Origin of the sequence: Streptomyces sp. NPDC098781, assembly GCF_044759995.1 — a bacterium.
In the GTDB taxonomy this organism is placed as follows: Bacteria; Actinomycetota; Actinomycetes; order Streptomycetales; family Streptomycetaceae; genus Streptomyces.
In genome coordinates, this window is the sequence record NZ_JBIWAK010000012.1 from 188,020 (window position 1) to 213,060 (window position 25,041).

24 protein-coding genes and 1 tRNA gene are annotated in these 25,041 nt (G+C 71.3%); 7 read left to right on the forward strand and 18 right to left on the reverse strand.

Annotation, left to right across the window (positions count from 1 at the left end):
- Position 1: 1 nt before the first annotated feature.
- Complete coding sequence (locus ACIQWG_RS37625; RefSeq protein ID WP_404104575.1) at positions 2-169, reverse strand: DUF397 domain-containing protein; 168 nt, start codon at positions 167-169, stop codon at positions 2-4.
- 211 nt (positions 170-380) lie between these two features.
- Between ACIQWG_RS37625 and ACIQWG_RS37630 the strand changes: the two genes are divergently transcribed.
- Both ACIQWG_RS37630 and ACIQWG_RS37635 read left to right on the forward strand, forming a co-directional pair.
- Entirely contained in the window at positions 381-917 is a 537-nt protein-coding gene (locus ACIQWG_RS37630; RefSeq protein ID WP_404104577.1) for an ArsR/SmtB family transcription factor, read from the forward strand.
- 17 nt (positions 918-934) lie between these two features.
- Complete coding sequence (locus tag ACIQWG_RS37635; protein WP_404104658.1) at positions 935-2,209, forward strand: MFS transporter; 1,275 nt, start codon at positions 935-937, stop codon at positions 2,207-2,209.
- A gap of 17 nt (positions 2,210-2,226) precedes the next feature.
- On the opposite strand, the gene ACIQWG_RS37640 is transcribed toward ACIQWG_RS37635, so the two are convergent.
- From ACIQWG_RS37640 to ACIQWG_RS37655, 4 genes are all read right to left on the reverse strand, one after another.
- Complete coding sequence (locus tag ACIQWG_RS37640) at positions 2,227-2,445, reverse strand: hypothetical protein (RefSeq protein ID WP_404104579.1); 219 nt, start codon at positions 2,443-2,445, stop codon at positions 2,227-2,229.
- 81 nt (positions 2,446-2,526) lie between these two features.
- Positions 2,527-3,168 carry a hypothetical protein gene (locus tag ACIQWG_RS37645; RefSeq protein ID WP_404104581.1) on the reverse strand — a complete coding sequence of 214 codons (642 nt, stop codon included), beginning with the start codon at positions 3,166-3,168 and terminating at the stop codon, positions 2,527-2,529.
- A 112-nt stretch (positions 3,169-3,280) separates the two neighbouring features.
- Entirely contained in the window at positions 3,281-5,485 is a 2,205-nt protein-coding gene (locus ACIQWG_RS37650) for an MMPL family transporter (protein WP_404104584.1), read from the reverse strand.
- A 103-nt stretch (positions 5,486-5,588) separates the two neighbouring features.
- The gene (locus ACIQWG_RS37655; RefSeq protein WP_404104587.1) at positions 5,589-6,188 is read right to left on the reverse strand and encodes a TetR/AcrR family transcriptional regulator; all 600 of its coding nucleotides are present in this window, start codon (positions 6,186-6,188) and stop codon (positions 5,589-5,591) included.
- A gap of 166 nt (positions 6,189-6,354) precedes the next feature.
- Here ACIQWG_RS37655 and ACIQWG_RS37660 point away from each other — a divergent pair, with 166 nt between their 5' ends.
- Positions 6,355-9,630, forward strand: coding sequence for a S41 family peptidase (locus ACIQWG_RS37660; RefSeq protein ID WP_404104589.1), 3,276 nt, complete (start codon positions 6,355-6,357; stop codon positions 9,628-9,630).
- Positions 9,631-9,805: 175 nt separating this feature from the next.
- Here ACIQWG_RS37660 and ACIQWG_RS37665 read toward each other — a convergent pair whose 3' ends face one another.
- From ACIQWG_RS37665 to ACIQWG_RS37680, 4 genes are all read right to left on the reverse strand, one after another.
- Positions 9,806-10,024, reverse strand: coding sequence for a hypothetical protein (locus ACIQWG_RS37665; RefSeq protein ID WP_404104591.1), 219 nt, complete (start codon positions 10,022-10,024; stop codon positions 9,806-9,808).
- An 88-nt stretch (positions 10,025-10,112) separates the two neighbouring features.
- Positions 10,113-10,997, reverse strand: coding sequence for an SDR family oxidoreductase (locus ACIQWG_RS37670; RefSeq protein ID WP_404104594.1), 885 nt, complete (start codon positions 10,995-10,997; stop codon positions 10,113-10,115).
- Positions 10,994-11,929, reverse strand: a complete 936-nt coding sequence (locus ACIQWG_RS37675) for an alpha/beta fold hydrolase (protein ID WP_404104596.1) — start codon at positions 11,927-11,929, stop codon at positions 10,994-10,996. Before ACIQWG_RS37675 ends, ACIQWG_RS37670 begins: the two co-directional genes overlap by 4 nt.
- Positions 11,926-13,437 carry a flavin-containing monooxygenase gene (locus tag ACIQWG_RS37680; protein ID WP_404104599.1) on the reverse strand — a complete coding sequence of 504 codons (1,512 nt, stop codon included), beginning with the start codon at positions 13,435-13,437 and terminating at the stop codon, positions 11,926-11,928. Before ACIQWG_RS37680 ends, ACIQWG_RS37675 begins: the two co-directional genes overlap by 4 nt.
- A gap of 149 nt (positions 13,438-13,586) precedes the next feature.
- On the opposite strand from ACIQWG_RS37680, the gene ACIQWG_RS37685 reads away from it, so the two are divergent.
- Together ACIQWG_RS37685 and ACIQWG_RS37690 are read left to right on the forward strand one after the other, a co-directional pair.
- A complete protein-coding gene (locus ACIQWG_RS37685) occupies positions 13,587-14,228 on the forward strand; it encodes a MerR family transcriptional regulator (protein WP_404104602.1) in 642 nt (213 codons plus the stop codon).
- A 200-nt stretch (positions 14,229-14,428) separates the two neighbouring features.
- On the forward strand, positions 14,429-15,778 hold the full coding sequence (locus tag ACIQWG_RS37690) for a recombinase family protein (RefSeq protein ID WP_404104605.1): 1,350 nt from the start codon (positions 14,429-14,431) through the stop codon (positions 15,776-15,778).
- Between the two features lie 50 nt (positions 15,779-15,828).
- Here ACIQWG_RS37690 and ACIQWG_RS37695 read toward each other — a convergent pair whose 3' ends face one another.
- The gene (locus ACIQWG_RS37695) at positions 15,829-16,632 is read right to left on the reverse strand and encodes an exodeoxyribonuclease III (RefSeq protein ID WP_404104607.1); all 804 of its coding nucleotides are present in this window, start codon (positions 16,630-16,632) and stop codon (positions 15,829-15,831) included.
- A gap of 77 nt (positions 16,633-16,709) precedes the next feature.
- On the opposite strand from ACIQWG_RS37695, the gene ACIQWG_RS37700 reads away from it, so the two are divergent.
- Positions 16,710-17,186, forward strand: a complete 477-nt coding sequence (locus ACIQWG_RS37700; RefSeq protein WP_404104610.1) for a GNAT family N-acetyltransferase — start codon at positions 16,710-16,712, stop codon at positions 17,184-17,186.
- A gap of 4 nt (positions 17,187-17,190) precedes the next feature.
- Here the strand turns inward: ACIQWG_RS37700 and ACIQWG_RS37705 are convergent, their stop codons facing one another.
- The 8 genes from ACIQWG_RS37705 to galU all read right to left on the reverse strand — a co-directional run bounded on the left by ACIQWG_RS37705 (position 17,191) and on the right by galU (position 24,192).
- Positions 17,191-18,420 carry an MFS transporter gene (locus ACIQWG_RS37705; protein WP_404104613.1) on the reverse strand — a complete coding sequence of 410 codons (1,230 nt, stop codon included), beginning with the start codon at positions 18,418-18,420 and terminating at the stop codon, positions 17,191-17,193.
- Positions 18,421-18,560: 140 nt separating this feature from the next.
- Positions 18,561-18,634, reverse strand: a tRNA-Ala gene (locus tag ACIQWG_RS37710).
- Positions 18,635-18,736: 102 nt separating this feature from the next.
- Entirely contained in the window at positions 18,737-19,999 is a 1,263-nt protein-coding gene (glpR, locus tag ACIQWG_RS37715) for a gephyrin-like molybdotransferase receptor GlpR (protein WP_404104615.1), read from the reverse strand.
- Between the two features lie 217 nt (positions 20,000-20,216).
- The gene (locus ACIQWG_RS37720) at positions 20,217-20,864 is read right to left on the reverse strand and encodes a GNAT family N-acetyltransferase (RefSeq protein WP_404104618.1); all 648 of its coding nucleotides are present in this window, start codon (positions 20,862-20,864) and stop codon (positions 20,217-20,219) included.
- Positions 20,865-20,884: 20 nt separating this feature from the next.
- Positions 20,885-21,385, reverse strand: a complete 501-nt coding sequence (locus ACIQWG_RS37725) for a molybdenum cofactor biosynthesis protein B (RefSeq protein ID WP_404104621.1) — start codon at positions 21,383-21,385, stop codon at positions 20,885-20,887.
- A complete protein-coding gene (moaC, locus tag ACIQWG_RS37730) occupies positions 21,382-21,876 on the reverse strand; it encodes a cyclic pyranopterin monophosphate synthase MoaC (RefSeq protein WP_404104624.1) in 495 nt (164 codons plus the stop codon). The genes ACIQWG_RS37725 and moaC overlap by 4 nt, the downstream gene beginning before the upstream one ends.
- Positions 21,877-21,962: 86 nt before the next feature.
- Positions 21,963-23,285, reverse strand: a complete 1,323-nt coding sequence (glp, locus tag ACIQWG_RS37735) for a gephyrin-like molybdotransferase Glp (protein WP_404104626.1) — start codon at positions 23,283-23,285, stop codon at positions 21,963-21,965.
- A 4-nt stretch (positions 23,286-23,289) separates the two neighbouring features.
- Entirely contained in the window at positions 23,290-24,192 is a 903-nt protein-coding gene (gene galU, locus ACIQWG_RS37740) for a UTP--glucose-1-phosphate uridylyltransferase GalU (RefSeq protein WP_404104629.1), read from the reverse strand.
- A 94-nt stretch (positions 24,193-24,286) separates the two neighbouring features.
- Here galU and ACIQWG_RS37745 point away from each other — a divergent pair, with 94 nt between their 5' ends.
- Positions 24,287-24,901, forward strand: a complete 615-nt coding sequence (locus ACIQWG_RS37745; protein WP_404104631.1) for a 5-formyltetrahydrofolate cyclo-ligase — start codon at positions 24,287-24,289, stop codon at positions 24,899-24,901.
- Positions 24,902-25,041: the final 140 nt, after the last annotated feature.

Here is a 25,041-nt window from a genome sequence, read left to right on the forward strand (position 1 = left end):
GTTAGCCGCCGGATACGTGCATCACGAATGAGTTCCACGTGGTGGGAGCGACGGTGAGGTGCGGGGTGTGCGGAGTCTTGGAGTCGCGGATGTGGACGGCGGCGGGGGTGGGGGCGACCTCGACGCAGTCGCTGGGCTCGCTGCTGTCGCTGTAGCTGCTCTTGAACACCGCTGGAACGTCCGATCGCCGTCCCGTCAGCGAACTTCAGCACCTGGATGGCCGTAGCCCATGACTTCGCCGAACTCGGCCACCCGCTGGCCTTGTTCACGAGAACCGACAGCAGATGTTCACCACTGGCCTCGCGCGCCGGACAGCAGCGTCTGGAGGTCCGCGCGACATGCCCTTGCGCAATGGTCAAGAATCGTTGACCATTACTCGTATGCCTACCGACGATGTTCCCGAGGCGTTTCACGTCACCACGGACGAGCAGCTGCGCGCCGTCTCCAATCTCACGCGTCACCGGATCATGGCCGTGATCCGCTTCGAGCCGGCGACGATTACGCAGATCGCCGAGCGGGTGGGCCTTGCGAAGGGGAGTTCCAGCTATCACGTGCGGCTGCTGGAGCGGGCCGGCCTGGTGAAGGTGGTACGGACGCGGAAGGTGCGGGGTGTCACCGAGCGGTACTACGCGATGGCCGCGCGGGCGATCGTGCTGCCGGATCCGGGCGAGGGAGGGCCGGATGTGCTGATGCGCCATGCGGTGGCGGACCTGGAGGCGTCGCCGGTGGATGAGCGGCACGTACGGATGGCGCATCTGCGGCTCACCGATGAGCAGTTCGCGCAGCTGGGGGCGCGGCTTGAAGCGCTGGCGGACGAGTACCGAGAGCTGTCCGACCCATCGCTGCCGGACACGTCACTCGTCTTCGCGCTGTTCCACCCCGCACCGCGCGAGCAGGTCGAGGGGAGCGCCAAGTGACCTCAGGTGTGGGGAAGTTGCCGACCGGATTCGGACGGCTGTGGACTGCGCAGACGGTGTCGTCGCTAGGTGACGGGGTGTCGCATGCCGCGCTGCCGCTGCTCGCGTTGACGTTGACGCGGGATCCGATGGCGCTCGCCGTCGTCACGGCCGCCGGGACGCTGCCGTGGCTGCTCTTCGGGGTGCTCGGCGGTGCGCTGGTGGATCGCTGGGACCGTCGGTGCACGATGTGGGTCGCGGACGCGGTGCGTGCGGTGCTGCTCGTGATACCGGCGGCAGCGGCGGTACTCGACGTGTTGAGTATTGCGCTGCTCGCGGCCGTCGCGTTCCTGCTCGGCCTCGGCGGGCTGTTCTTCGATACGGCCGCCACGGCCTATCTGCCGGATCTGCTCGGCCGCGACCCCGCGCTCCTGGAGCGAGCCAACTTTCGCCTGCGCGGTGCTCAGACCGCCATGTCCGGTTTCGCGGGGCCGCCTGCGGGCAGTGCGCTGCTCGCGCTCGGGCGTGCGGTTCCGCTGCTCGCTGACGCGGTGTCGTTCCTGTTCTCCGCGCTGCTCGTCCGTACGCTGCCCGCCATGCCCCGGCCCGTGCCGGAGGTCCGTGAGTCGCTGCTCCGGCAAGCGCGGGCCGGGGCCTCGTACGTCTTCCGGGACCGGGTGCTGCTCGGGCTCGCGCTGCGCCCGGCGGTCGGGAACGTCGCCTTCCTCGCTGTGGAGACCGTCCTCGCCCTCTTCGCGCACGACCGCCTGGGCATCGACACCTACGGCTTCGGTCTGCTCCTCACAGCGGAGGCCGCCGGCGGCCTGCTCGGGGCGGGCATCGCCTCCTACCTTGGCCGACGACTCGGCACCGGCACCGCACTGACCTGCACAGCCGCCGTTGAGGGGCTTGCCATCCTGGGCCTGGCTGCTGCCCCGAACCCGTACGTGGCCGGTCTGGCGCTCGCCGTCTGCGGGGCCGGCATGGGCGCCACGATGGTGCTCGGGCCCTCCCTGAGGCAGGCGATCGTCCCGGCCAACCTGATGGGCCGGGTTGCCTCCACCTCCCGCATGCTGGCCATGTGCGCCGCACCCATCGGGGCCTTCCTCGGTGGCTGGCTGGCCACCACCTACGACATCCGCACCCCGCTCTACGCCGCCGCCGTTCTCCTCCTGGCGATGACGGCTGTCACAGCATCCATGACCAGCAACCGCAGGGTCGAAGCGGCGCTGCGTGCCGCCGCCCCGGCCGGCGGTCCGGATCACCCGCCAGCGAAGGATCCCGCCCAGGAGAGTGCACTCGACGTGTTGTGACGCCTGCCGCGAAGGCGTCACAACGCACTAGGAGGCCCACGCAGTTCGATTCCGGGGCGCACCCAGGTGCCTCCCGAAGTGGTGAACATCTGCTGTCGGTTTTCGTGAACAGAGCCAACCCGCATCCCCGCGGCCTCCCGGCACACCTTCAGCAGCCGCCCCACCGCCTGGACCACCGGCTCGATCTCGTCCCCGGGTTCGACGTCCCAACCGGCCTCGTCCGCAACCTCGTTCATGCCCCACCTCCACCGCGCAGTCGTACCCGTACAACGCGTGGGACAGCCCGGACAGTGCGAGACAGAGTGGGGCCGAGGAGGTCAGGAGCGGTACAGCACCCGCACGACCATCGTGTCCGCCGGGAGGTCCAGCAGATAGGCGGTGAACCACTGCCGGTAGCCGGGACCGCCGTACTCGACCCAGCGGCCGTCCAGGGTGAGCAGCGCCGTGGTGGGCAGCACGTCGGCGACGCGTTCGGCGATGTACGCCTCCCGGTCCCGGCCGAACGAGTTGTAGGGATCGCGGGTGAACCGCTCCTCCAGCTCCGGGTCCCTGGAGATGGCCCGCAGCGCCGACTGCGGACCGGTGTGGCGGGCCTCGAATCGCTGCCAGTCGTCCCCCCGGCGTGCGGCCTCCCGGCCCACCGCCGCCCGGTCGGTGTCGAGGTCGAGCAGCCCGCGCGGCCCGCCGTGGCACCGCGACCGGGGCAGCTCCTCGGGCGGCTCGTTCCACTCGTCGTGCCTCACCAGGCGGGGGTCGTCCTCGTGTCCGGGCAGCACGGCGAACTCACACCCGGCGCCGGAGACAGCCCAGTAGTCCCACTCCCCCACCCAGTCCGGATGCGGGATGTCGGCCCGGTCGTAGTCGTACGGGGCCATGGCCCCTCCGATCGCCCGGCGCAGCGACTCGGGGTCCTCCGGGGCGCTGGGTGATACACAGACGGTGACGCGTCCCTTGGCCATGGTGCCCGTTCCTAACAGCTTGCCGTCACCGGTGCCAAGCGAAAAAGGAAGCCGGTGAGGGCGCCCGTCCCCACGGAGCCCTCACCGGCCGGTCCACCTCAGTGCCGGTCGCTCAGACGCGGACCAGCTCCCGGTCCTCGTCCTCGTCGGCCCGGGTCCGCAGACCCTCGCCCTCCACGTCCACGTTCGGCAGGGCGCGGTCCAGCCACTTCGGCAGCCACCAGGCCTTCTTACCGAGCAGCGCCAGGACCGCCGGGACGATCGCCATCCGGACGATGAAGGCGTCGAAGAAGACCGCGACCGCCAAGCCGAAGCCGATCATCTTGACCATGGACTCCGAGGAGCCGATGAAGCCCGCGAAGACCGCCATCATGATCACGGCCGCGGCGCTGACGACCCGGGCGCCGTGCTTGAAGCCGGTGACCACCGCCTGGCTCGGCTTCTCGCCGTGGACGTACGCCTCGCGCATCCGCGTCACGAGGAACACCTCGTAGTCCATCGCCAGTCCGAAGACCACGCCGACCATGAAGATCGGCATCATGGACATCACCGGGCCGGTCTCCTCCACGCCCATGAGGCCCGCGAACCAGCCCCACTGGAAGACCGCGACCACCGCGCCGAGGGCCGCCATCACGCTCAGCAGGAAGCCGAGCGCCGCCTTCAGCGGGACCAGGATCGAGCGGAAGACCACGATCAGCAGGAGGAAGGCCAGGCCCACGACCAGGGCCAGGTACGGCAGGAGTGCGTCGTTGAGCTTCTGCGAGACGTCGATGTTCATCGCCGTCGAGCCGGTGACCAGCACGGTCGCGTCCGTGTCGGCCTTCACCTCCGCGCCCTTGTCGCGGATGGAGTGCACCAGGTCCTCGGTGGTCACCGAGGAGGGCTTGGACTTCGGGACGACCGTGATCGTCGCCGTGTCGCCCGTCTTGTTGGGCGCGGCCGGCGTGACCGTCACGACGTTCTTCAGGCCCTTGATGTCATCGCCGACCTGCTGGAAGACCGCGTCCGGGTCGTCGCTGCCCTTGGCGTCGACGACGACCATCAGCGGACCGTTGAAGCCGGGCCCGAAGCCCTCGGAGAGGAGGTCGTAGGCGCGCCGCTGGGTCGTGGACGTCGGCTGTGAACCGTCGTCGGGCAGACCCAGTTCGAGGGAGCTCGCCGGGACGGCCGCCGCGCCGAGGCCGAGGACGCCGAGCAGCAGCACGGCGATCGGACGGCGTACGACGAAGCTGGCCCAGCGCGTGCCCATGTTCGGCTTGCCGGACTTCCTCTCGGCCCGGTTGCCGCCCATCCAGCGGCTCTTCCGGCCGGCCGGCTGGACCTTCTTGCCGGCGTACCCGAGCAGCGCCGGGATCATCGTCAGCGCGATCAGCACCGCGATCACGACCGTGCCGGCCGCCGCGATGCCCATCTTGGTCAGCATCGGGATGTTGACCACCGACAGGCCCACCAGCGCGATCACCACGGTCAGGCCCGCGAAGACGACCGCCGAGCCCGCGGTGCCGACGGCCCGGCCGGCCGCTTCCTCGCGCTCGCGGCCCTCGGCCAGTTCCGCGCGGTAGCGGGAGACGATGAACAGGGCGTAGTCGATGCCGACCGCGAGGCCGATCATCATCGCCAGCGTGGACGTCGTGGAGCCCAGCTCCAGCGCGCTCGCCAGCGCCGTGATCGTGGAGATGCCGATACCGACGCCGATCAGGGCGGTCAGCAGCGGGAGTCCGGCGGCGATCAGCGAGCCGAAGGTGATGACCAGGACGACCGCGGCGACCCCGATGCCGATGATCTCCGTGGCGCCGGTCTCGGGTGTCGTCTGGAGCGCGTCACCGCCGACCTCCACGGTCAGCCCCGCGTCCCGCGCGTCCTGCGCGGAGTCCTCCAGGGCCTCACGCGAGGTGTCCTTCAGCTCCATGCCGGAGACCTCGTACTTCACCGACGCGTACGCGATCGTGCCGTCCTTGCTGACGGCCTTCGCGGTGTACGGGTCGGCGACGGAGGCCACCTCGGAGCCGTCGGACAGCTCCTTGACGGCCTCCTCGACGGTCGCCTTGTTGCCGGGGTCGGTCATCTTCTGGCCGTCCGGCGCCTTGAAGACGACGCGGGCGGTCGCGCCGTCGGCGCTCATCCCGGGGAAGCGCTGTTCCAGCAGGTCGAAGGCCTTCTGCGCCTCGGTGCCGGGGATCGAGAAGGAGGTGGTGCCCGCCGCGGGCGCGCTGGCCGCGCCCACCCCGGCGAGGGTGAGCAGGGCGACCCATATCAGGGCGACGAAGTGCCGTCGCCGGAAGGCGAGCCGGCCGACTTTGTAGAGGAACGTGGCCACGAGGGCGACTCCCGGTCAGGTCGTGGGTTGGTGCTGGGCAGGGGTGATCAGCCCGACGACGTGAGCGGATACGTCAGGAGGAGGGCTTGCTGAGGGGGACTCGTCAGTTGACGGGAACGCCGAGGGCGGGGAGGACCACGGCGTCGATGTACGACATGAGGAACGTCTGCGTCGGTGGCTGGTCGTCGATCAGCGTGCGCGTCGCGAACGCGCCGACCAGCATGTGCACGATGTAGTCCAGCGCCGGACAGTCGGCGCGGACCTCGCCGCGGTCGACGGCCCGTCGCACCAGCCGCCGGAACTCCTCCATCTCGGGCTCGATGAGCAGTTCCTTGAAGGCGGCGAGGAGGTCCGGGTTGCCGTGCACCGCCATGAACAGACCCCGCATCAGCGCGGCGTTCTGCTGCATGGTGCAGTCGTCCTCACGCGAGGTGAGGGTGTGCAGGTCGCCCCGCAGGGATCCGGTGTCGACGTCGGAGATGCTGCCCGGCTTGTTGTGCCGGATCGCCTTCGCCACCAGCTCCGGCTTGCCGCCCCACTGGCGGTAGAGCGTCGCCTTGCTGGACCGGGTGCGGGCCGCCACGGCGTCCATGGTGAGGGCGTCGTAGCCGACCTCCCGGAGCAGGTCGAGCACGGCCGAGTACAGCTCGGCCTCGCGCTCGGGGGTGATACGGCTGCGACGTGCCGACGCGACCTCCGCCACCGCTCTCACCTTCCCACTCCGAACGACACGGTTTCGTACACCACGACGATAGCGCACCTTCCCATCGAAACGAAACGGTTTCGTTCGTGTTCTGGCTCACGGGGGCCCTCGGCGCCATGATTTGTCACGAGTTGCTCAGGTACGTCCACGGGAAAAGCATGGGGAGGTGAGCTATCTGCGCCTCCCGCACCTCCATGACGACCTGCTCTGCTTCGTGGCCGAGGACGACCTGTGGCTCGCCCCTCTCGACGCCCCGGGCCGCGCCTGGCGGCTCACCGTGGACCGCGCCAAGACCGGCCACCCGCGCTTCTCGCCCGACGGCCGGCACCTCGCGTACACGAGCTGGCGCAGCCTGGTCCCCGAGCTCCATCTGGTCCCGGTGGACGGCGGACCGGGCCGGCAGCTCACGCACTGGGGGTCGGCGGACACCCGGGTCTGCGGCTGGACCCCGGACGGCATGATCCTCGCCGTCGCCTCCCACGGCGAACCCTTCTCCCACTTCACCTGGGCCTACAAGGTGGGCCTCGACGGCGACCCCGGCCGCAAACTGCCCTGGGGACCCTGCTCCGACATCCAGGTCGCCGACCTCGACGGCGAGCGCAGAAGCCTGCTCCTGACCGGCACCCCACCGCACGAACCGGCCGCCTGGAAGCGCTACCGGGGCGGCGCCACCGGCCGCCTGTGGCTGCACGGCGAACGCCTGCTCGCGGACATCGGCGGCCACCTCGACTGCCCCATGTTCGTCGGCGGCCGGATCGCCTTCCTCTCCGACCACGAGGGCGTCGGCAACCTCTACTCGTGCGCCTACGACGGCACCGGCCTGCGCCGCCACACCGACCACGACGCCTTCTACGCCCGGCACGCCGCGAGCGACGGCACCCGGGTGGTGTACCAGTGCGCGGGCGACCTGTGGATCGTGGACGACCTGGCCGCGGACTCCGAGCCGCGCAGGCTCGAGGTACGGCTCGGCGGGACGCGGGCCGGCCGGCGCCCCCACCAGGTGCCCGCCGCCCAGCACGTCGACGGCATCTCCGTGGACGAGACCGGCCGGGCCAGCGCCGTGGTCGTACGCGGCAGCCTGTACTGGCTCACCCACCGCGACGGCCCCGCCCGCACCATCACCGACACCCCGGGCGTACGGGTCCGGCTGCCGGAGATGCTCGGCCCGGTCGGCCAGGTCGCGTATGTGACGGACGCGGAGGGCGAGGACGCGATCGAGATCGCCTACCTGCCGCGGGCCACGGGCGACCGCGAGCCGCGCCGGCTGGCCTCGGGCGAGCTGGGCCGGGTCCTGGAGATGGTCGCCGACCCCAAGGGCGAGCGCCTCGCCATCGCCGCGCACGACGGCCGGCTGCTGCTGCTCGACGTGACCGAGGACTCTGGGGGCACCTCCCGGACGAAGTCTGGGGGAGGGGAGGTCACCGAGCTGATCCGGTCGGTCAACGGCCCCGTGCGCGACCTGGCCTTCTCCCCCGACGGGACCTGGCTGACCTGGTCGCACCCCGGGATCGGCCGCTCCCTGCGCCAGATCAAACTGGCCCGCATGAGGGACAGCCTGATCGTCGACGTGACAAACGGCCGCTTCGAGGACGAGAACCCGGTGTTCACCCGGGACGGCCGCTACCTTGCCTTCCTCTCCTGGCGGGGCTTCGACCCCGTGTACGACGTCCACACCGGCGACCTGTCCTTCCCGCTCGGCTGCCGCCCCTACCTCGTCCCCCTGTCCTCCGCGACGCCCTCCCCCTTCGCCCTGAGCCCCGAGGGCCGCCCGGCCGCCGGGGGCCTGGACCCGGTGGAGGACGAGGAGGGCGACGGCGGTGGTGGTGGCGGTGGCGGCGCGACGGTCGTCGAGGTCGAGGGCCTGGAGAGCAGGGTCACCCCCTTCCCGGTCGCCGCCTCCAAGTACTCGGCGCTGTACCCCGTCTCGGGCTGCGGGCTGGTCTGGCTGCGCTGGCCGATCTCCGGGGCGCTGGGCGAGACGTTCGCCAACCCGGACGACACGACCGGCCGGCCGACCCTGGAACACTTCAACATCAGCAAGGCCAAGAAGACCGAACTCGTCAGCCACCTCGACTGGTTCACGGTCAGCGGCGACGGCACCCGCCTGGTCGTGGTCGACGAGGGCGACCTGCGCGCGGTCCCCGCCACCGAGTCCGGCGACGGCGACTCCACGGTGTGGATCGACGCACGCCGCATCCTGCACGAGGCGGACCCGGCGGCCGAGTGGCGGCAGTCGTACGAGGAGGCGGGCCGGCTGATCCGGGCGTACTTCTGGGAGCCGGGGATGTGCGGCATCGACTGGGACGGGGTGCTGGACCAGTACCGTCCGCTGGTCGAACGGGTGGCCTCGCCCGACGAGTTCGCGGATCTGCTCCGTGAGGTCCTGGGCGAGCTGGGCACCTCGCACGCCTACGTCGCCGCCGCCCGCCGCAACGAGGGCCCCGCGCACTACCAGCGCTGGCAGGGCCTGCTGGGCACCAACTTCGTCCGCCGCGACGACGGCTGGACGGTCAAGCGGATCCTCCCCGGCGAGTCCTCCGACTCCAAGGCCCGCTCCCCGCTGGCCGGAACCGGCATCCGGGAGGGCGCGGTGCTCACCCACGTCGACGGCCGCCCGGTGGACCCGGTCGCCGGCCCCTACCCCCTTCTCGCGGGAGCGGGCGGTACGACGGTGGAGCTCACGTTCACCCCGGCCGAGGGCGAGGCGGGCCGGGCCCGCCGGGTGGCCGTGGTCCCGCTGATCGACGAACGCCCCCTGCGCTACCAGGACTGGGTCGCCAAACGCCGTGCCGTGGTGCGGGAGTTGAGCGGCGGGCGGTGCGGCTATCTGCACATCCCGGACATGGGCGGCTCGGGCTGGGCCCAGTTCAACCGGGACCTGCGCATGGAGATGTCCCGCCCCGCCCTGATCGTCGACGTACGCGGAAACGCGGGCGGCCACATCAGCGAGCTGGTGGTGGAGAAGCTGACCCGCACGATCCTGGGCTGGGACCTCACCCGCAACGCCCAGCCGGTGTCGTACGCCTCGAACGCCCCGCGCGGACCGGTCGTCGCCCTGGCCGACGAATCGACCTCGTCCGACGGCGACATGATCACGGCGGCCTTCAAACTCCTCCGGCTGGGCCCGGTGGTCGGTCAGCGCACCTGGGGCGGAGTGGTCGGCATGACCGGCCGCCACCGCCTGGGCGACGGCACGGTGATCACCGTCCCGATGAACGCGGCCTGGTTCGACGCGTACGGCTGGAGCATCGAGAACAAGGGCGTGAGCCCCGATGTCGAGGTCCTGCGGACACCGCTGGACTGGGCGGAGGGCCGCCACGCCCAACTGACGGACGCGGTGGAACTGGCCCTGGAACTGCTTGAGACGAACCCTCCGGCAACTCCCCCGGACTACGCACACGTACCGGACCGTTCAAGGCCGAAATTGCCTCGGCGCTCCTGAGCTGCGGCGGCACCAACCCCCTCAGGGGCGCGGGGCTGTATCGATGTGCGGCTCCGCCGCGTGGGCGCGACCAGCCCCCACCGGGCCCGCACCCGACAACGCACCCCTCCGCACAAGCCAAAACGCGGGGCACCCACCAGAACAGTGGGCGCCCCGCGCTCAGCGAACCGACTGACTACCGGTCGTAGTCGTGGTCGAACCGCTCCTCGTCCTCACGCATGCGGTCGGACTCCTCGTCCCGCTGCGGCCGCTGCGGACGACCCCGCTCCGGCTGCCCCTGCGGACGCCCCCGCTCCGGCTGGCCCTGCGGACGCTCCCGGTCCTGCTGGCCGTGCTGGCGCGCGCGCTCCTGAAGCTGCTCGGACTTCTCCTTGAACTGGTCCTTCATGCCCATGTGGGTTCACTCCCGTAGTGAGTGGGGGGTAGGCCCCTCGGTGGGGCCTCGACCAGATTCACACGGGCGATAACCCTGCGCATGTCGATCAGTTACGCCGCGTAGTCCGCTCCTGCTCATCGGCCGCGCCGCCCGCCCCGACCAGCCCGCCGCGCACCCCCTGGAGCCGGTCCCCGAACCGCCGCATCTCCCGCTGCCCCACGGTCCCGATGATCCCGGGCAGATAGCCGCGCACACCCTGCATCCCGCGCAGCCACCACTGGCCGTACACATGACTGGACCGCCGCTCGATCCCGGCCACGATCCGGTCGACCGCCGGCCCCAGCGGATACGTCTTGTTGGACGGCCACGGCAGCCGCTGCCTCAACTCCCGCATGACGTCGTCCTGATCGGCCCCGCGCACCATGTCGGTGTCGGTCCAGGACAGATATCCGACCCCCACCCGCACGCCCCGGTAGCCGACTTCGGCCCGCAGACTGTGCGCGTACGCCTCCACACCCGACTTGGAGGCGCAGTACGCCGTCATCATCGGCGCCGGCGTGATGGCCGCGAGCGAGGCTATCTGGAGCAGGTAACCCCGGCTCTCCATCAGCACCGGCAGAAACGCGCGGGCCGTCACCGCCGAGCCGATCAGATTGACCTCGATGACCCGCCGCCACGCCTCCGGGTCGGAGTCCACGAACGGCCCCCCGGTGGCGACACCGGCGTTGGCGACGACGATGTCGACCTTCCCGAACCGCTCCTTCACCTCCTGCGCGACCCGTGCCATCGCCTCATGGTCCGTCACATCGGCGTACCAGTGGTCGCTGTCGCCGTGCAGCCGCTCGGAGACCTGCTTCAGGGCGTCCGGCTCCAGCCCGACCAGCGCCACCGCGGCACCGCGCGCCGACAGCTTGCGGGCGAGCAGCTCCCCGACGCCCCGCGCCGCGCCCGTGACGACGGCGACCTGTCCTTCGAGGCTCACCCTGCTCATGCGCCCTCCTTCACCTGTGTGTTCGTCGTGGTCCGCGGATACGCCGTGACGAGTTCGCGTATCTTCGCGGTCACCAGCTCCGGCGCCTCGATGGGCGTCATGTGCCCGAGGCCGGGCAGTTCGGTGACGCCGAGGCAGTTCGGCAGCGCGGCGGCCAGCGAGCGCGCGTGCACCGCCGGGGTCAGCCGGTCGGCCGTACCGACGACGACCGCGACCGGCACCGTCAACTGGCTGACCCCGTGGTCGAGATCGAGCAGATCGAGCACCTTCGACCAGGCGTGCCGCACCTTGCGCGGACACGCGTGCACGATCCGCGCGCAGGCCTCGACCATGTGCGGGGCCGAACCGGGGCCCATCGTGGCGTACTTGAGGATCGCCCTGGCGACCGGCGTGACCGGCCCGAGCGGCGCCCGGGAGCCGAGGACGCGCCCGGTCAGCCAGGTACGCAGCCGGCCCGCGCGCAGCGGTATGACCGTCGACTCGGCGACCAGCCGCGAGGCGCCCGTGCTGCACAGCAGGACGGCGGCGGCGTGCTCCTGGAAGGCCGGGCGGGCGGCGGCGGCCATCACCGTCATGCCGCCCATGGAGTGCCCCACGATCACGGCCTGCTCGCCGGCCGCGAGCGTCGCCCTCAGTACTGCTTCGAGGTCGTCGGCGAGCGCGTCGGCGCTGCACGCGGGACTGGCGGGGCTGCGTCCGTGGCCGCGCTGGTCGTAGGCGATGACCCGGTGGTCGACGGCCAGTTCGCGGATCTGCGCGGCCCAGAAGGCGGTCGAGCAGGTCCAGCCGTGCGCGAGGACGACGGCGGGAGCCTCCTCGGCGCCGTGCACCTCGACGTGCAGCCGGGCCCCGTCGGCGGACACGGCGGTGATCTCGCGGGCGGGGGCGGGAGGGGCGTACGGCCCGGACGCGACGTTCATCAGGCGGCTCATGCGACGGCCTCCGCGCTCTTGTCGTCGCCGGCCTTGACCGACGCGCGCAGGACGGCGTACTCGCCGAGGTCCACCCGCCGGGTCGCCTGCCGGAACTCGCTCGTCGTACCGGGCCAGATGGTGGTGTTGCGGCCACTGGCGTCCAGGTACCAGCTCGTGCACCCGCCCGTGTTCCACACCGTCCGCTTCATCCGCTCCTGCACCCGCCGGTTCCAGGCGTGCACGGCACTGGAGCGCGCGTCGAGGGCCACCCGGCCGCCCAGGACGTTCAACTGCCGTACGAAGTCGGCCATGTAGTTCAGCTGGGACTCGATCATGAGGATCATGGACGAGTTCCCGAGGCCGGTGTTGGGCCCGATGATGGACATCCAGTTCGGGAACCCGGCGGCCGAGGCACCCCGCAGCGCCTCCATGCCGCCCTTCCACACCTCGGCGAGGGTCTTGCCCTCGGCGCCCACGACCCGCTCGGCGATGGGCATGTCGGTGACATGGAAGCCGGTGCCGAAGACGATCGCGTCGACCTCGGCCTCGCTGCCGTCGGCGGCCACCACGGTCGAGCCGCGGATCTCGCTCAGCCCGCTCGCGACGACGTCCACGTTGGGGCGGGCCAGCGCCGGGTAGTACTCGCTGCTGAGCAGGATCCGCTTGCAGCCGATGCGGTAGTCGGGGGTGAGCTTGGCGCGCAGGGCCGGGTCCTTGATGGCGCGGGCCATGTTCCGCTTGGCCAGCGCCTCGATGAAGCCCAGCTCGTTCGGGTGCTTGGTGAACGCCTGGACCTGCAACTCCCGCAGGCCCCACAGCAGTCCGCGGCGCATCTGGGCGGTGAAGGGCAGGGCCCGGTGCAGGGAGCGCTCGGCGCCGCTGATGGCGCGGTCGACCCGGGGCATGACCCAGGGCGGGGTGCGCTGGAACAGGGTCAGCCGGGAGACCTCGGGCTGGATGGCCGGGACGATCTGGATGGCGGAGGCGCCGGTGCCGACCATGGCGACGCGCTTGCCGCGCAGGTCGTAGTCGTGGTCCCAGCGGGCGGAGTGGAAGACCTTGCCGGGGAAGGTGTCGAGCCCCGGGATGGCGGGGACCTTCGGGTCGGACAGCGGGCCGGTGGCGGAGACGACGAAGTCGGCGCTCAGCTCCCCGCTGGCCGTCTCGATGTCCCAGCACAGCCGCTCACCGTTCCAGGTCATCCGCTGCACCTCCGAGCCGAAGCGGAGGTGCGGGCGCAGCCCGAAGACATCCGTGACGTGCTCCAGGTAGGCGCGGATGTGCTCCTGCCCGGAGAAGGTGCGCGGCCAGTCGGGGTTGGGCGCGAAGGAGAACGAGTACAGATGGGACGGCACATCACAGGCGCACCCGGGATAACTGTTGTCCCGCCAGGTGCCACCGACGCTGTCGGCCCGCTCCAGGACCACGAAGTCGGTGACCCCTTCGCGCCGCAGCCGTACGGCGGCACCCAGTCCGCCGAACCCGGACCCGACCACCGCCACCCGCACATGCTCGCGTTCGGCCATGCCTTGTGCCTCCTACTTCACCCGGAACCATGACTCGCCGGAACAACGCCAGTGAACACTGGCGCAATGGGGAGAGTAGAGGAGGTGCGTACCGGCCGGTAGGGGTCGGAGCGAGGAAAGTTACCGCCGGTACGAATTAAGGTGCCGGGGTGACCGAGAAGCGTGAATACCGCATGGAGGAGCTCGCCCGGCTGGCCGGCATCACGGTGCGCACCCTGCGCTTCTACCGAGAACGCAAACTGATCCCGCCACCTCGCCGCGAGGGCCGCATCGCCTGGTACGACGACCACCACCTGGCCCGCCTGCGCACCATCGCGGCACTGCTGGAGCGCGGCCACACCCTGACCGGCATCGCGGAACTGGCCGAGGCCCTCGACCACGGCCGCGACGTCGCCGACGTCCTCGGCGTCACCCCGACCGAGGAGGAGCCGGTCCGCCTCACCCCCGAGGAACTCGCCGCCCGCTTCGAGGGCCAGGTCACCCCCGAGAACCTCGCCGCCGCCCTGGACCTCGGCTACCTCGGCACCGACGGCGACGAGATCGTCCACATCAGCCGCCGCCTGCTGGACGTCTCCTCGATCCTGGTCAGCGAGGGCATCCCGCTCGCGGAGGTCCTGGCGGCGGGCAAGCGCGTCCGCGAACACGTCGACGACCTGGCCGAGATGTTCGCCGACCTGGTCCTGCGCCACGCCCAGGAGAACGACCTCCAACGCCTGCGCCCACTCGCCCGGAGCGTGGTGGAGGCGGAGCTTTCACTGGCGCTGGACCGGCGGTTGCGCAAGCAGTCGTAGCCGGCGAGGCCGCCGATCCACGTCGGCCGATTAGCTCAACCCTTCGCGAGAGTCTCGCATTTACCCCGCTTTCACTATAAAGAGGCACATTCCAGGCGATCACAAACGAAATCGCGTTCGCCCTCCGAGAGTGAGACCGAAAGCCCCGGCGGCTGCGCCACAGCCCCCGGATGTGACCGACATCGCCAAGGAGCGTCGACGTGCCCGAGCGCAGTCACCGAGCACCCCTGTCCGTTTCGCCTCACTCGGCCTCCGTCGAGCGGCGGCCGAGAGCCTTTGCCGCACTGCGCCTCAGTAACGTCACCAGCGCGACGACCTCACCGAGCCGACAGCGGTCCGTCATCCGCCTCTACGCCGAGAGGCTCGGCTTCACGCTGATCGCCGAGGCCTCTGACCTCGGGGTGTCAGCCCGCCGGACATCACCGTTCAAGAGGCCCTCCCTGTCACCGTGGCTGGAGCGACCCGACGAATACGACGCCGTCATTTGGTCCCACGTGGATCGCGCTGTTCGCTCCGTGGCACACATGGCCGAGTTGATCACATGGGGCAGACAGCGCTCCCGGACACTGGTCTTCTGCATGCCGGAGGACGCTCATCCGCTCGTCGTGACGCCGCAGGCCGACGGGGCGACCCTTCGGCGGTGCATGGACCTCGCCCACGCCGCCGAGCAGGAAACGCACACCATCTCCGCCCGGCTCACCAGCAGTCATGAAGCACTGCGCGCAGCCGGCCGCTACGGAGGCGGGCTGATTCCCTTCGGCTACCGGAAGGCGCCACATCCCTCGGGCAGCGGGTGGTGCCTGGCACCCGATCCCGAGAGCGCCACAGTCGTCCGCCTGATCGTGGAACATGTACATGCTGGCCGATCACTGATCACCATCGCGCGTGAGCTGAACGACGCGGATGTACCGGTGCCCCGCGACCGACATGCCCAACTGCAAGGCCGCCCGACTGGTGGCCGTCGCCACGGACGGGACTTCGACCGATTCCGCTGGACTTCAGGGACCCTCTCCAAGGTGCTGCGCAGCCCCGCACTGATGGGGCACCGGACCCATGGGGGCCAGACGGTTCGCGACACCGTGGGCAACCCGGTGCTGATCGGACAACCGCTGCTGTCCGACGAGGAGTTTCAAGCACTGCAACACGCCCTTGAAGCACGTTCCAACGGCACCCGTCGACCGAGGCGTCGGAGGACAGCGCTGCTCACCGGCATCGCACACTGTTCGGGCTGCGACGGACGCATGTACTTCGCGGCCCGTAAGAGCTATCCGCACGGCGACTACGTGTGCCGCGCTACCGCCCGAGGTGACGTGTGCCCCGCCCCAGCCGGAATTCGGTCCGACTGGCTCGACGCGTACACGGCCGACCGATACCGAGTGGCCACCGGGACGGACATCCCCGTCTCACGAGAGCTTCTCCTCGAAAGCGGCGCCCGCGTCGTCGTCGCCAAAGGCCACTGCGGCGGTGGCCCCGCCCGCCTGGCCGGACCCGACACCTCACGCCTGACCTTCACGCTCGGCGAACCGCTCGGGGCACGCCGGAACCGCTGAGGTCGACGGGCGGGCCGAGCGGGGCACGCGACCCGATCGCTCGGCCCGCGTCACATCTCGAAGACCACCGTCACTGGGGCATGGTCCGACCACCGCTCCTCGTGGCTCGCCGCTCGCTCCACCACGCCCTTGACGGCCCGTTCCGCGAGCCCTGGGGTGGCCACGGCAAGATCAATCCGCCACCCTGAATCGTTGTCGAAAGCCCGCCCCCGATAGGACCACCAGGTGTACGGCCCCTCGACATCCGGATGCAGCGACCGCACGACGTCGACATAGCCGCCCGCGGCGGGGTCGAGGACGGTGCTCAGCCACTCGCGCTCCTCCGGCAGGAAGCCGGAGTTCTTGGTGTTGCCGCGCCAGTTCTTCAGGTCGGCCCGCTGGTGGGCGATGTTCCAGTCGCCGCAGACGAGGACCTCGCGGCCGTCGGCGGCGGCGCGCTCGCGCAGGCCCTTCAGGTAGGCCAGGAACTCGCCCATGAAGCGGATCTTCTCGTCCTGGCGCTCGGTGCCCACGTCGCCGGAGGGGAGATAGAGCGAGGCGATCGTCACACCCGGCAGATCGACCTCGACATAGCGGCCGCTGCCGTCGAACTCCGCCGACCCGAAGCCGACCTGGACACGGTCGGGCTCGCGGCGGGTGTAGAGGGGGACGCCGGCGCGGCCCTTGGCGGCGGCGGGCGCGTGCACGACGTGCCAGCCGTCGGGGGTACGGACGTGCTCGGGCAGCTGCTGCTCCTCCGCGCGCACCTCCTGAAGGCACAGCACGTCGGCCTCGGTGCCGGCGAGCCACTCCACGAAGCCCTTCTTCGCGGCGGCCCGCAGCCCGTTCACATTCACAGAGGTCACAGTGAGCACTCCGGCACCCTACCGGCACACTGGACGTTGTCCGGTTCTGGAACCCCTTGATCTTGAATTGATATACGGTATCTAGCATGCATATACGCCGCGTCTCCTTCGACCACCCCGACGCCGTGAAACTCAACGACCAGGTACAGGGCGAGTACGCCGTCCGCTACGGCGACGACGGCGACGCCACGCCCCTCGCCCCGACCGACTTCGATCCGCCGAACGGCCTGTACCTGATCGCGTACGACGAGCTCGGCGTCCCGGTCGCCTCCGGCGGCTGGCGGGCCCAGGACGACAACGGCGAGGGCAACCAGGACGGCGACGCCGAGCTGAAGCGGATGTTCGTCGTGGAGTCGATGCGCGGCCGCGGTCTCGCCAGACGCATCCTGGCCGCGCTGGAGGAGGACGCGCGGGCGGCGGGCCGTGTCCGCATGGTGCTGGAGACCGGCGCCAAGCAGCCAGAGGCGGTGGCGCTGTACACGTCCAGCGGGTACGAGCCGTGCCGGAAGTTCGGCTACTACCGCTTCCACGAGCTCAGCCTGTGCTACGCCAAGGCGCTGTGAGCGGTCACTTCCGTGCCGCGGTGACGCGGTACACGTCCGGCACACAGAGGTTGAGGACGACGGCGGCGACGAGGAGAGTGGCGCACGCCACCAGCACCGTCCCGTTGTCCCACCTGCCCGCCGCGAGTGCGGTGAGCAGATAGCCGAGCGGGATCGCAAGCCGCTCCCCCACGCTGTTGAACGCGCTCATGCGCCCCAACTCCCGCTGCGGCACATACAGCTGGAAGGTGGTCGTCCAGCTGACGATCGCCACGTCCAGCCCGACGCCCGCGAGCAGGACGGTCAACAGCAGCCAGGGCAGCGGCAGCCCCCACCCCATGGCGAGCAGCGGCAGGGCCATGGGCAGACCGGAGGCGACCGCCACCGCGAGCAAGCGGTACGGCCGCCAGCGCAGGCACACCACCGACCCGAGCAGCAGCCCCGCCGCGAACGCGCCCTGCACCAGCCCCCAGTCACGCGCCCCGGCGTACTCCTCGGCGGCGACGACGGGCCCGAGCAACTGGAACCCGGCCAGCCAGGCAGCGACGAGGACCGTGCCGGCGACGGTGTAGGTCCACAGCCAGGTCCGCGACCAGAAGCCGGTCCAGCCGTCCCGTAGATCGCCCAGCGCGCCGCCCACGGCGACCGGCGCCTCCAGGCGCAGCCCGAGCAGCAGGAAGGCGGCGACGGCGAAGGTGAGCGCGTCCCAGCTCAGCGCCCAGGCCGGGCCGCTGAACGCGACGACGACTCCGCCGACGGCCGGTCCGACCACCTTGACGGCGTTGGTCGGCAGCCTGAGCAGGGCGTTGGCCCGCTGCAACTGCCCCGCGGGCACGATCTGGGCCACGGCCCCCTGGGTGGCGGGCACGGTAAGGGCCACCGCCGTCCCGGCCACGAAGCCGCAGACCGCGATGGACGTGGTCGTGGCGCGCCCGGTGGCGACGGTCACCGCGAGCGCTCCCTGTGCGACGGCGGCCAGCAGATTGCCGAGGAAGAGCAGCCGACTGCGGGACACCCGGTCGGCGAGCACGCCGCCCATGAGGAGAAACACGACGGTCGGAACGGTGTTCGTGGCGAGCACCACACCGAGCTCCCCGGCTCCACCGCCCTGCTCGATCACGGAGTAGGCAAGCGCGAGGGGCGCCATCGCTGATCCGGTGGCCGAGATGAGACTGGCGGTCACAAACCGACGGAAGGCCGCGTTCCGCAGGGGCGTCGCATGCCCGGCCGGTAACGGTGCGGTGGCCTTCTCCACACTCCCCCTCGAGCCAGGGCGCCTTGGGCACGTGTGTCGCACAACTGCCGCGCGACGGCCGCACAACGAAAGATCCCGCCCGATCAGTGATCGGACGGGATCTCGCCAACTTCCCCATGTTCTCTGGAAAGTCGTTGCTGTGGACCTGAGGGGATTTGAACCCCTGGCCCCCTCGATGCGAACGAGGTGCGCTACCGGACTGCGCCACAGGCCCTTGCAACGAGTGAAACTTTAGCACCCCGATCGGTCTGCTTGGAAATCCGTTCCCGGCCGGGCCGACGGGGCCCGGCCGGGGAGGGTTCCCTGGTGACGGCTGTCACTCGTTCGCGGCCCGGGGCCGCTCGCCGTCCTCGTACTGGTCGAACAGCGGCGTACGGCCCCGCTCGCGGGCCCGCCGGGAGGGGTTCCCCCCGCGCTGGCGCGACCGGGCCTGGGGCAGGGCGTCGCCGACGCGGCCGCCGTCGGCCCTGCCGTCCCCGGGAGCCGCCTCGCCCGCCTCCGCGTCGCCCGCCTCCCGGTCCCGGGCGACGGGGCTCGACCGGGCCGAGCTCCAGGCGTCCGGCGCCCCGAGGTCCACGTCGGCGGAGGCACGTGGCGCGACCGGCGCGGTGACGTAGGTGGGCAGGGGCACCGGGACCGGGTCCCAGCTGTCCCCGCGACCCGGTCGGCGCCGCCGCTCACGCTGCTGGTCGACCCACTCGGCGTGATCGGTCTGCTCGACGAGGGCACGCCGGTCGGCGGCGAGGGCGGACATCCCGGGATCGGTGCCTGGTTCGGGCCCCTCGTCGGCCTCGGCGGCACCGGCACCCGCCTCGGCGGTCCCACGCCGACGCGACTGGCGGGCGTGCTCGCGCAGCCGCTGCGCGGCGGCCTCGGCACGGCGCCGGTCCATCTGGTAGGCGAAGCGGCGGCGCTCCTGGGAACGCAGATACGCGATGTACCCGCTGAGCATCACGGCGGGGATGCCGGGCGCCCACAGGAAGGCGAGCCCGCCGACGGCGGCGACGACGGCGCCGAGCGTGAAGGCGAGGAAGAGCACGACGGTCGTACGCCTGCGGCGCGCGAGCGCCTTGGTACGCCGGGCCCGCGCCGCGGCCGCCTCCTCGGAAGGGGCACGCCGGGCCGCGGGAACGCGTTTGCGTGCCTTGCCCGCCGCCCCGGCGCCCGGTTCGGCGGTGGGGACACCGACGCGCTCGGGCGCCTGCTTGGCCACCGGTTCGCGGGCGGGTTCCCGGGCCGGCTCCGGGCGCCCGGACGGCTGCGCCCGGTCGGCCGGCCGGTCCGTCGCCTGGGGCTGCGGACGGGTCGGAGGTACGGCGAAGGCCCGGACGTCCACCGACTCGGTGACTCCGCCCGGTTCCGCGGCGCTGGACTCCCCCTCCTCGGTGGAGCGCGCGCGCAGGTCCTTGGCGTACCGGCGCTCCATCCCCGCCCGTCCGGACAGCAACCGGATGGCTGTGCTGAAGCGTTCCGTCGGACGGGCCTCGTTCAGCTCGTCCTGCCTACGGAGCCACATCGGCACCAAGTAGGCGGCCCAGGCCCCGACAATGACTGCGTAGATGAGGCCGCTGCTGCTCACGCCTCACACGGTAGAGGGGTTTGCGTGAGGCCATCTGCCAATTGAGCCGGTGTGTCGCACGATCTGGCTGATATTTCGAACTTTTTTTGTGACCGATGCGACCAGCATCCCGCCCGGGCGCGAATTTAATGCCCCGAGCCGGTCATCCGGCGATCAATTTCGAACACTTATTCAATTCCTAAGGTTGCCGCGGGCGACTTCCCCGGCGACTTCCGCGCTACGCGGGGTTCCCCTGCGAGTTCTGCCGGGTGTTCTGCGGATTCGAGCGCTGCGCCTTCTCTTCGCGCGCCCGCCGCCAACGGCCGAGCAACCCCTCCGGGACCTCTTCCGCGGTGAGCGCGAACACCAGATGGTCGCGCCAGGCTCCGTCGATGTGGAGATAACGCGGACGCAGTCCCTCCTCGCGGAATCCGAGTTTCTCCACGACCCGCCGGCTGGGCCCGTTCTCGGGGCGAATGCAGACCTCGATGCGGTGCAGACCAACGGTCCGGAAACAGTGGTCCACGACGAGCGCCACGGCCGTCGGCATCACTCCGCGGCCCGCCACCGCCTCGTCCACCCAGTAACCGACATGCCCGGAACACATCGAGCCCCAGGTGATCCCGGCCACCGTCAACTGCCCGACCAGCCGCCCCTGGTACTCGATGACGAACGGCAGCATCCGTCCCGCGTGGGCCTCGGAGCGCAGATGCCGGACCATCTGACGGTAGGTCGGCCGGTGCGCGATCGGACCGCTGGGCGTGGGCGGCGGAATCGTCGCCTCCCACGGGCGCAGCCAGTCCCGGTTGCGTCGGTTGACCTCGCGCCAGGCCCGCTGGTCGCGCATCTTTATCGGCCGGAGGACGACATCGCCGTCCCCCAGCACGACGGGCCAGGATGGGCTGTTCAGCTCGCACCCCCGCTGCTCGGTCTGGGGTGGTCGCCGCCGCGCAGCTGGTCGACGGCGTGGATCAGCAGGGGTTCCAGGACGGCGAGCCCGTCCTTCACCCCGCCGCTGGACCCGGGCAGGTTCACGATCAGGGTGCGCCCCGCGACTCCGGCCAGGCCCCGGGAGAGCGCCGCCGTCGGCACCTTCTCCCGGCCGAACGCCCGGATCGCCTCCGCGATGCCCGGCACCTCGTGGTCGATCACCTCACGGGTCGCCTCAGGCGTGCGGTCGGTGGGCGAGATGCCGGTGCCGCCGGTGGTGACGATGACGTCGTAGCCGGCGTCGACACCGGCGCGCAGGGCGGCGGCGACCGGGTCTCCGTCGGGCACCACCTGCGGGCCCTCGACGTCGAAGCCGAAGCCCTTGAGGCCGTGCGCGATCAACGGGCCGCCCTTGTCCTCGTAGACCCCGGCCGCGGCCCGGTTGGACGCGGTGATCACAAGAGCGCGATATGTCATTCCCGGCTCCAGTCGCCCGACTTTCCGCCCGTCTTCTCCTCCACCCGTACGTCCGTGATGACCGCTCCCTTGTCAACGGCCTTCACCATGTCGATCACGGTGAGCGCGGCGACACAGACCGCGGTGAGGGCCTCCATCTCGACGCCCGTGCGGTCCGTGGTCTTCACGGTGGCCGTGATCTCCACGGCGTCGTCCGCGACCGACAGGTCCAGTTTCACACCGGAGAGCGCGAGCGGGTGGCACAGCGGGATCAGGTCCGGCGTGCGCTTGGCGCCCATGATGCCCGCGATACGCGCGGTGGCCAGGGCATCACCCTTGGGGACCCCCTCCCCGCGCAGCAGCTCGATGACGCGGGGCGAGACGAGGACGCGTCCGCCGGCGCGCGCGGTGCGGGCGGTGACGTCCTTCTGCGACACGTCGACCATGCGGGCCGCGCCCGCTTCGTCGATGTGTGTCAGGCGGTCCTGGCTGGGTGGGTCCTGCGTGCTCATGCTGGTGTGGCGCTCCCGGTCCGGGCCCGTCGCGGTGCGGCGCACGGGCCTGCTGTGCGCGACACGGTACCGCCAACCAGGGCCCTTCAGCCGAGCAGGACCACCTCGACCTCGGCGCCGGGTTCGACGCTCTCCACGTCCTCGGGGACGACGATCAGCGCGTTCGCGTGCGCGAGGGCGGCGATGAGATGGGATCCGGCGCCGCCCACCGGCCGCACCTCGCCGTCGGCGAAGGTCCCGCGCAGGAACTGTCTGCGGCCCTTCGGCGAGGTCAGCGCCTTGTCCGCGGCAAGGATCGCGGTCCTGCGCGGCCGGTGGACGTCGGCCAGGCCCATCAGGGTGCGGATCGCGGGGCGCACGAACAGTTCGAAGGAGACGTACGACGACACCGGGTTGCCCGGCAGGGCGAGCAGCGGGGTGTGGTCGGGGCCGATGGAGCCGAAGCCCTGGGGCTTGCCGGGCTGCATGGCGAGCTTGCGGAAGTCGATGCCGCTGCCGGCCTCGTCCTCGTCGCCGACGTGCGACAGCGCCTCCTTGACGACGTCGTACGCCCCCACGCTCACGCCGCCCGTGGTGACCATGAGGTCGGCGCGCACGAGCTGGTCCTCGATGGTGGAGCGGAGCGTCTCGGCGTCGTCGGCCACGGCGCCCACGCGGTAGGCGATGGCACCGGCGTCGCGGGCGGCCGCGGTGAGGCTGAAGCTGTTGGAGTCGTAGATCTGGCCGTCGGCGAGCTGCTCATCGGGCTGGACGAGTTCGCTGCCGGTGGACATCACGACCACGCGCGGCCGCGGGCGCACCCGGACCGTGCCGCGGCCGATCGCGGCGAGCAGGGCGATCTGCGACGGGCCGAGGACCGTGCCCGCTTCGAGCGCCCGGTCGCCGGCCTTGACGTCGCTGCCCTTGGCGCGCACGTGCGCGCGGGCCTCGGCCGGCCGGTGGATGTGCACCTGGCCGCGCGCGCCCTCGGGGGCGAGGCTGCGGGCCCGCATCCCGGTCACCGGGCCCTCGCCGAGCCCTCCGTCGGTCCACTCCACCGGAACGACGGTCTCGGCGCCGGACGGCAGCGGGGCGCCGGTCATGATGCGGGCGGCCTGGCCGGGGCCCACGTGGAGCGGCTGGGCCGGGCCCGCCGCGACGTCCCCGACGACCTCCAGGACCGCCGGGAACTCCTCGCTCGCGCCCTCGACATCCGCGACCCGTACCGCGTACCCGTCCATGGAGCTGTTGTCGAACGGTGGCAGGGAGACCGGCACCGTGACGTCGTCGACCAGGACGCAGCCCTGGGCGTCGAGCAGTTGCAGCTCGATGGGTTCCAGGGGGCGGACGGTCGTGAGGATGTCCTCCAGGTGCTCGTCCACCGACCAGAGGTGGTCCTGACCGGCGGTACGGGGCGCGGCGGTGCTCAACTCGCTACATCTCCTCGGCTACGTAACTGCGAAGCCAGGTCCGGAAGTCCGGGCCCAGGTCTTCACGTTCGCATGCGAGTCTGACAATGGCACGCAGGTAGTCGCCGCGGTCGCCGGTGTCATAGCGGCGGCCCTTGAAGACGACGCCGTGCACCGGGCCGCCGACCTTCTCGTCCTGCGAGAGCTGCTGGAGGGCGTCGGTGAGCTGGATCTCGCCGCCGCGGCCCGGCTCGGTCTTGCGCAGTACGTCGAAGACGGCCGGGTCGAGGACGTAGCGGCCGATGATCGCGTAGTTCGACGGGGCGTCCGCCGCGGCCGGCTTCTCGACGAGGTCGTGCACCTTGACCACGTCGGCGTCCTCGGTGGGGTCGACGGCGGCACATCCGTAGAGGTGGATCTGCTCGGGCGCGACCTCCATCAGCGCGATGACGCTGCCGCCGTGCTGCTCCTGCACCTCGACCATCCGCTTGAGCAGCGGGTCGCGCGGGTCGATCAGGTCGTCGCCGAGGAGGACGGCGAAGGGCTCGTGGCCGACGTGCGGAGCGGCGCACAGGACGGCGTGGCCGAGGCCCTTGGGGTCGCCCTGGCGGACGTAGTGCATGGTGGCCAGGTCGCTGGACTCCTGCACCTTCGCGAGCCGGCCCGCGTCACCCTTCTTCTGAAGGGCGGACTCCAGCTCGTAGTTGCGGTCGAAGTGGTCCTCGAGAGGGCGCTTGTTGCGGCCGGTGATCATGAGGACGTCGTCGAGGCCGGCGGAGACGGCCTCTTCGACCACGTACTGGATCGCCGGCTTGTCGACGACCGGCAGCATCTCCTTGGGAGTGGCTTTGGTGGCCGGCAGGAAGCGGGTGCCGAGGCCTGCTGCGGGGATGACAGCCTTGCTGATCCGAGGGTGGGACTGAGTCATGCCCGACACCATATCCGGTGCCTTTGGAGGGAATCTGAGGCTCCGGTTATTTGGCTCTCATATGAGCACATTGCGAAGGGAACGGGACCGACCCATGAGTCACGCCGGACGTCCGGCCGAGCCTGACAAGCGAACGTTGCGGCGAGAACTCCTCGCGGTGAGGAACAGGTTGCCGGACGGTGACCTGCGGGAAACGGCGGCCACGCTGGCCGTGCGCGCCCTGGAGCTGCCGGAGCTGGCCGACGCGCGCGTGGTGGCGGCGTACGTCTCCGTGGGGAGTGAACCCGGCACGCTCGCGCTGCTCGACGCGCTGCGCGCGCGGGGCGTGCAGGTCCTGCTGCCCGTCCTCCTGCCCGACAACGACCTCGACTGGGGCGCGTACGCGGGGCCGGACTCCCTCGCCGAGATCCGGCACAGCGGGAGGATGGCTCTCTTCGAGCCCTCCGGGGAACGTCTCGGCCCGGACGCCGTGACCCGCGCCGACGTGGTGCTGCTGCCCGGTCTGGCGGTCGACGCGCGCGGTCTGCGGCTGGGGCGCGGCGGAGGGTCGTACGACCGTGTCCTCGCGCGTCTGGAGCGTGCGGGCGCGCATCCCGCGCTCGTGGTGCTCCTGTACGACGCCGAGGTGGTCGAGCGCGTCCCCGAGGAGCCGCACGACCGTCCGGTGCACGCCGTGGTGACGCCCTCGGGGGTGCAGCGGTTCGGCTGACGTCGGCGCCCGGACACGGAAGCGGGGGGGGCCCCGCGCGGGGGGGGGGGGGGCGGGGGCCGGGGCGGGGGGGGGGGGGGGGGGGCCGGGGGGGCGGGGGGGGGGGGCCGCCCCCCGGGGGGGGGGGGCCCCGGGGAATA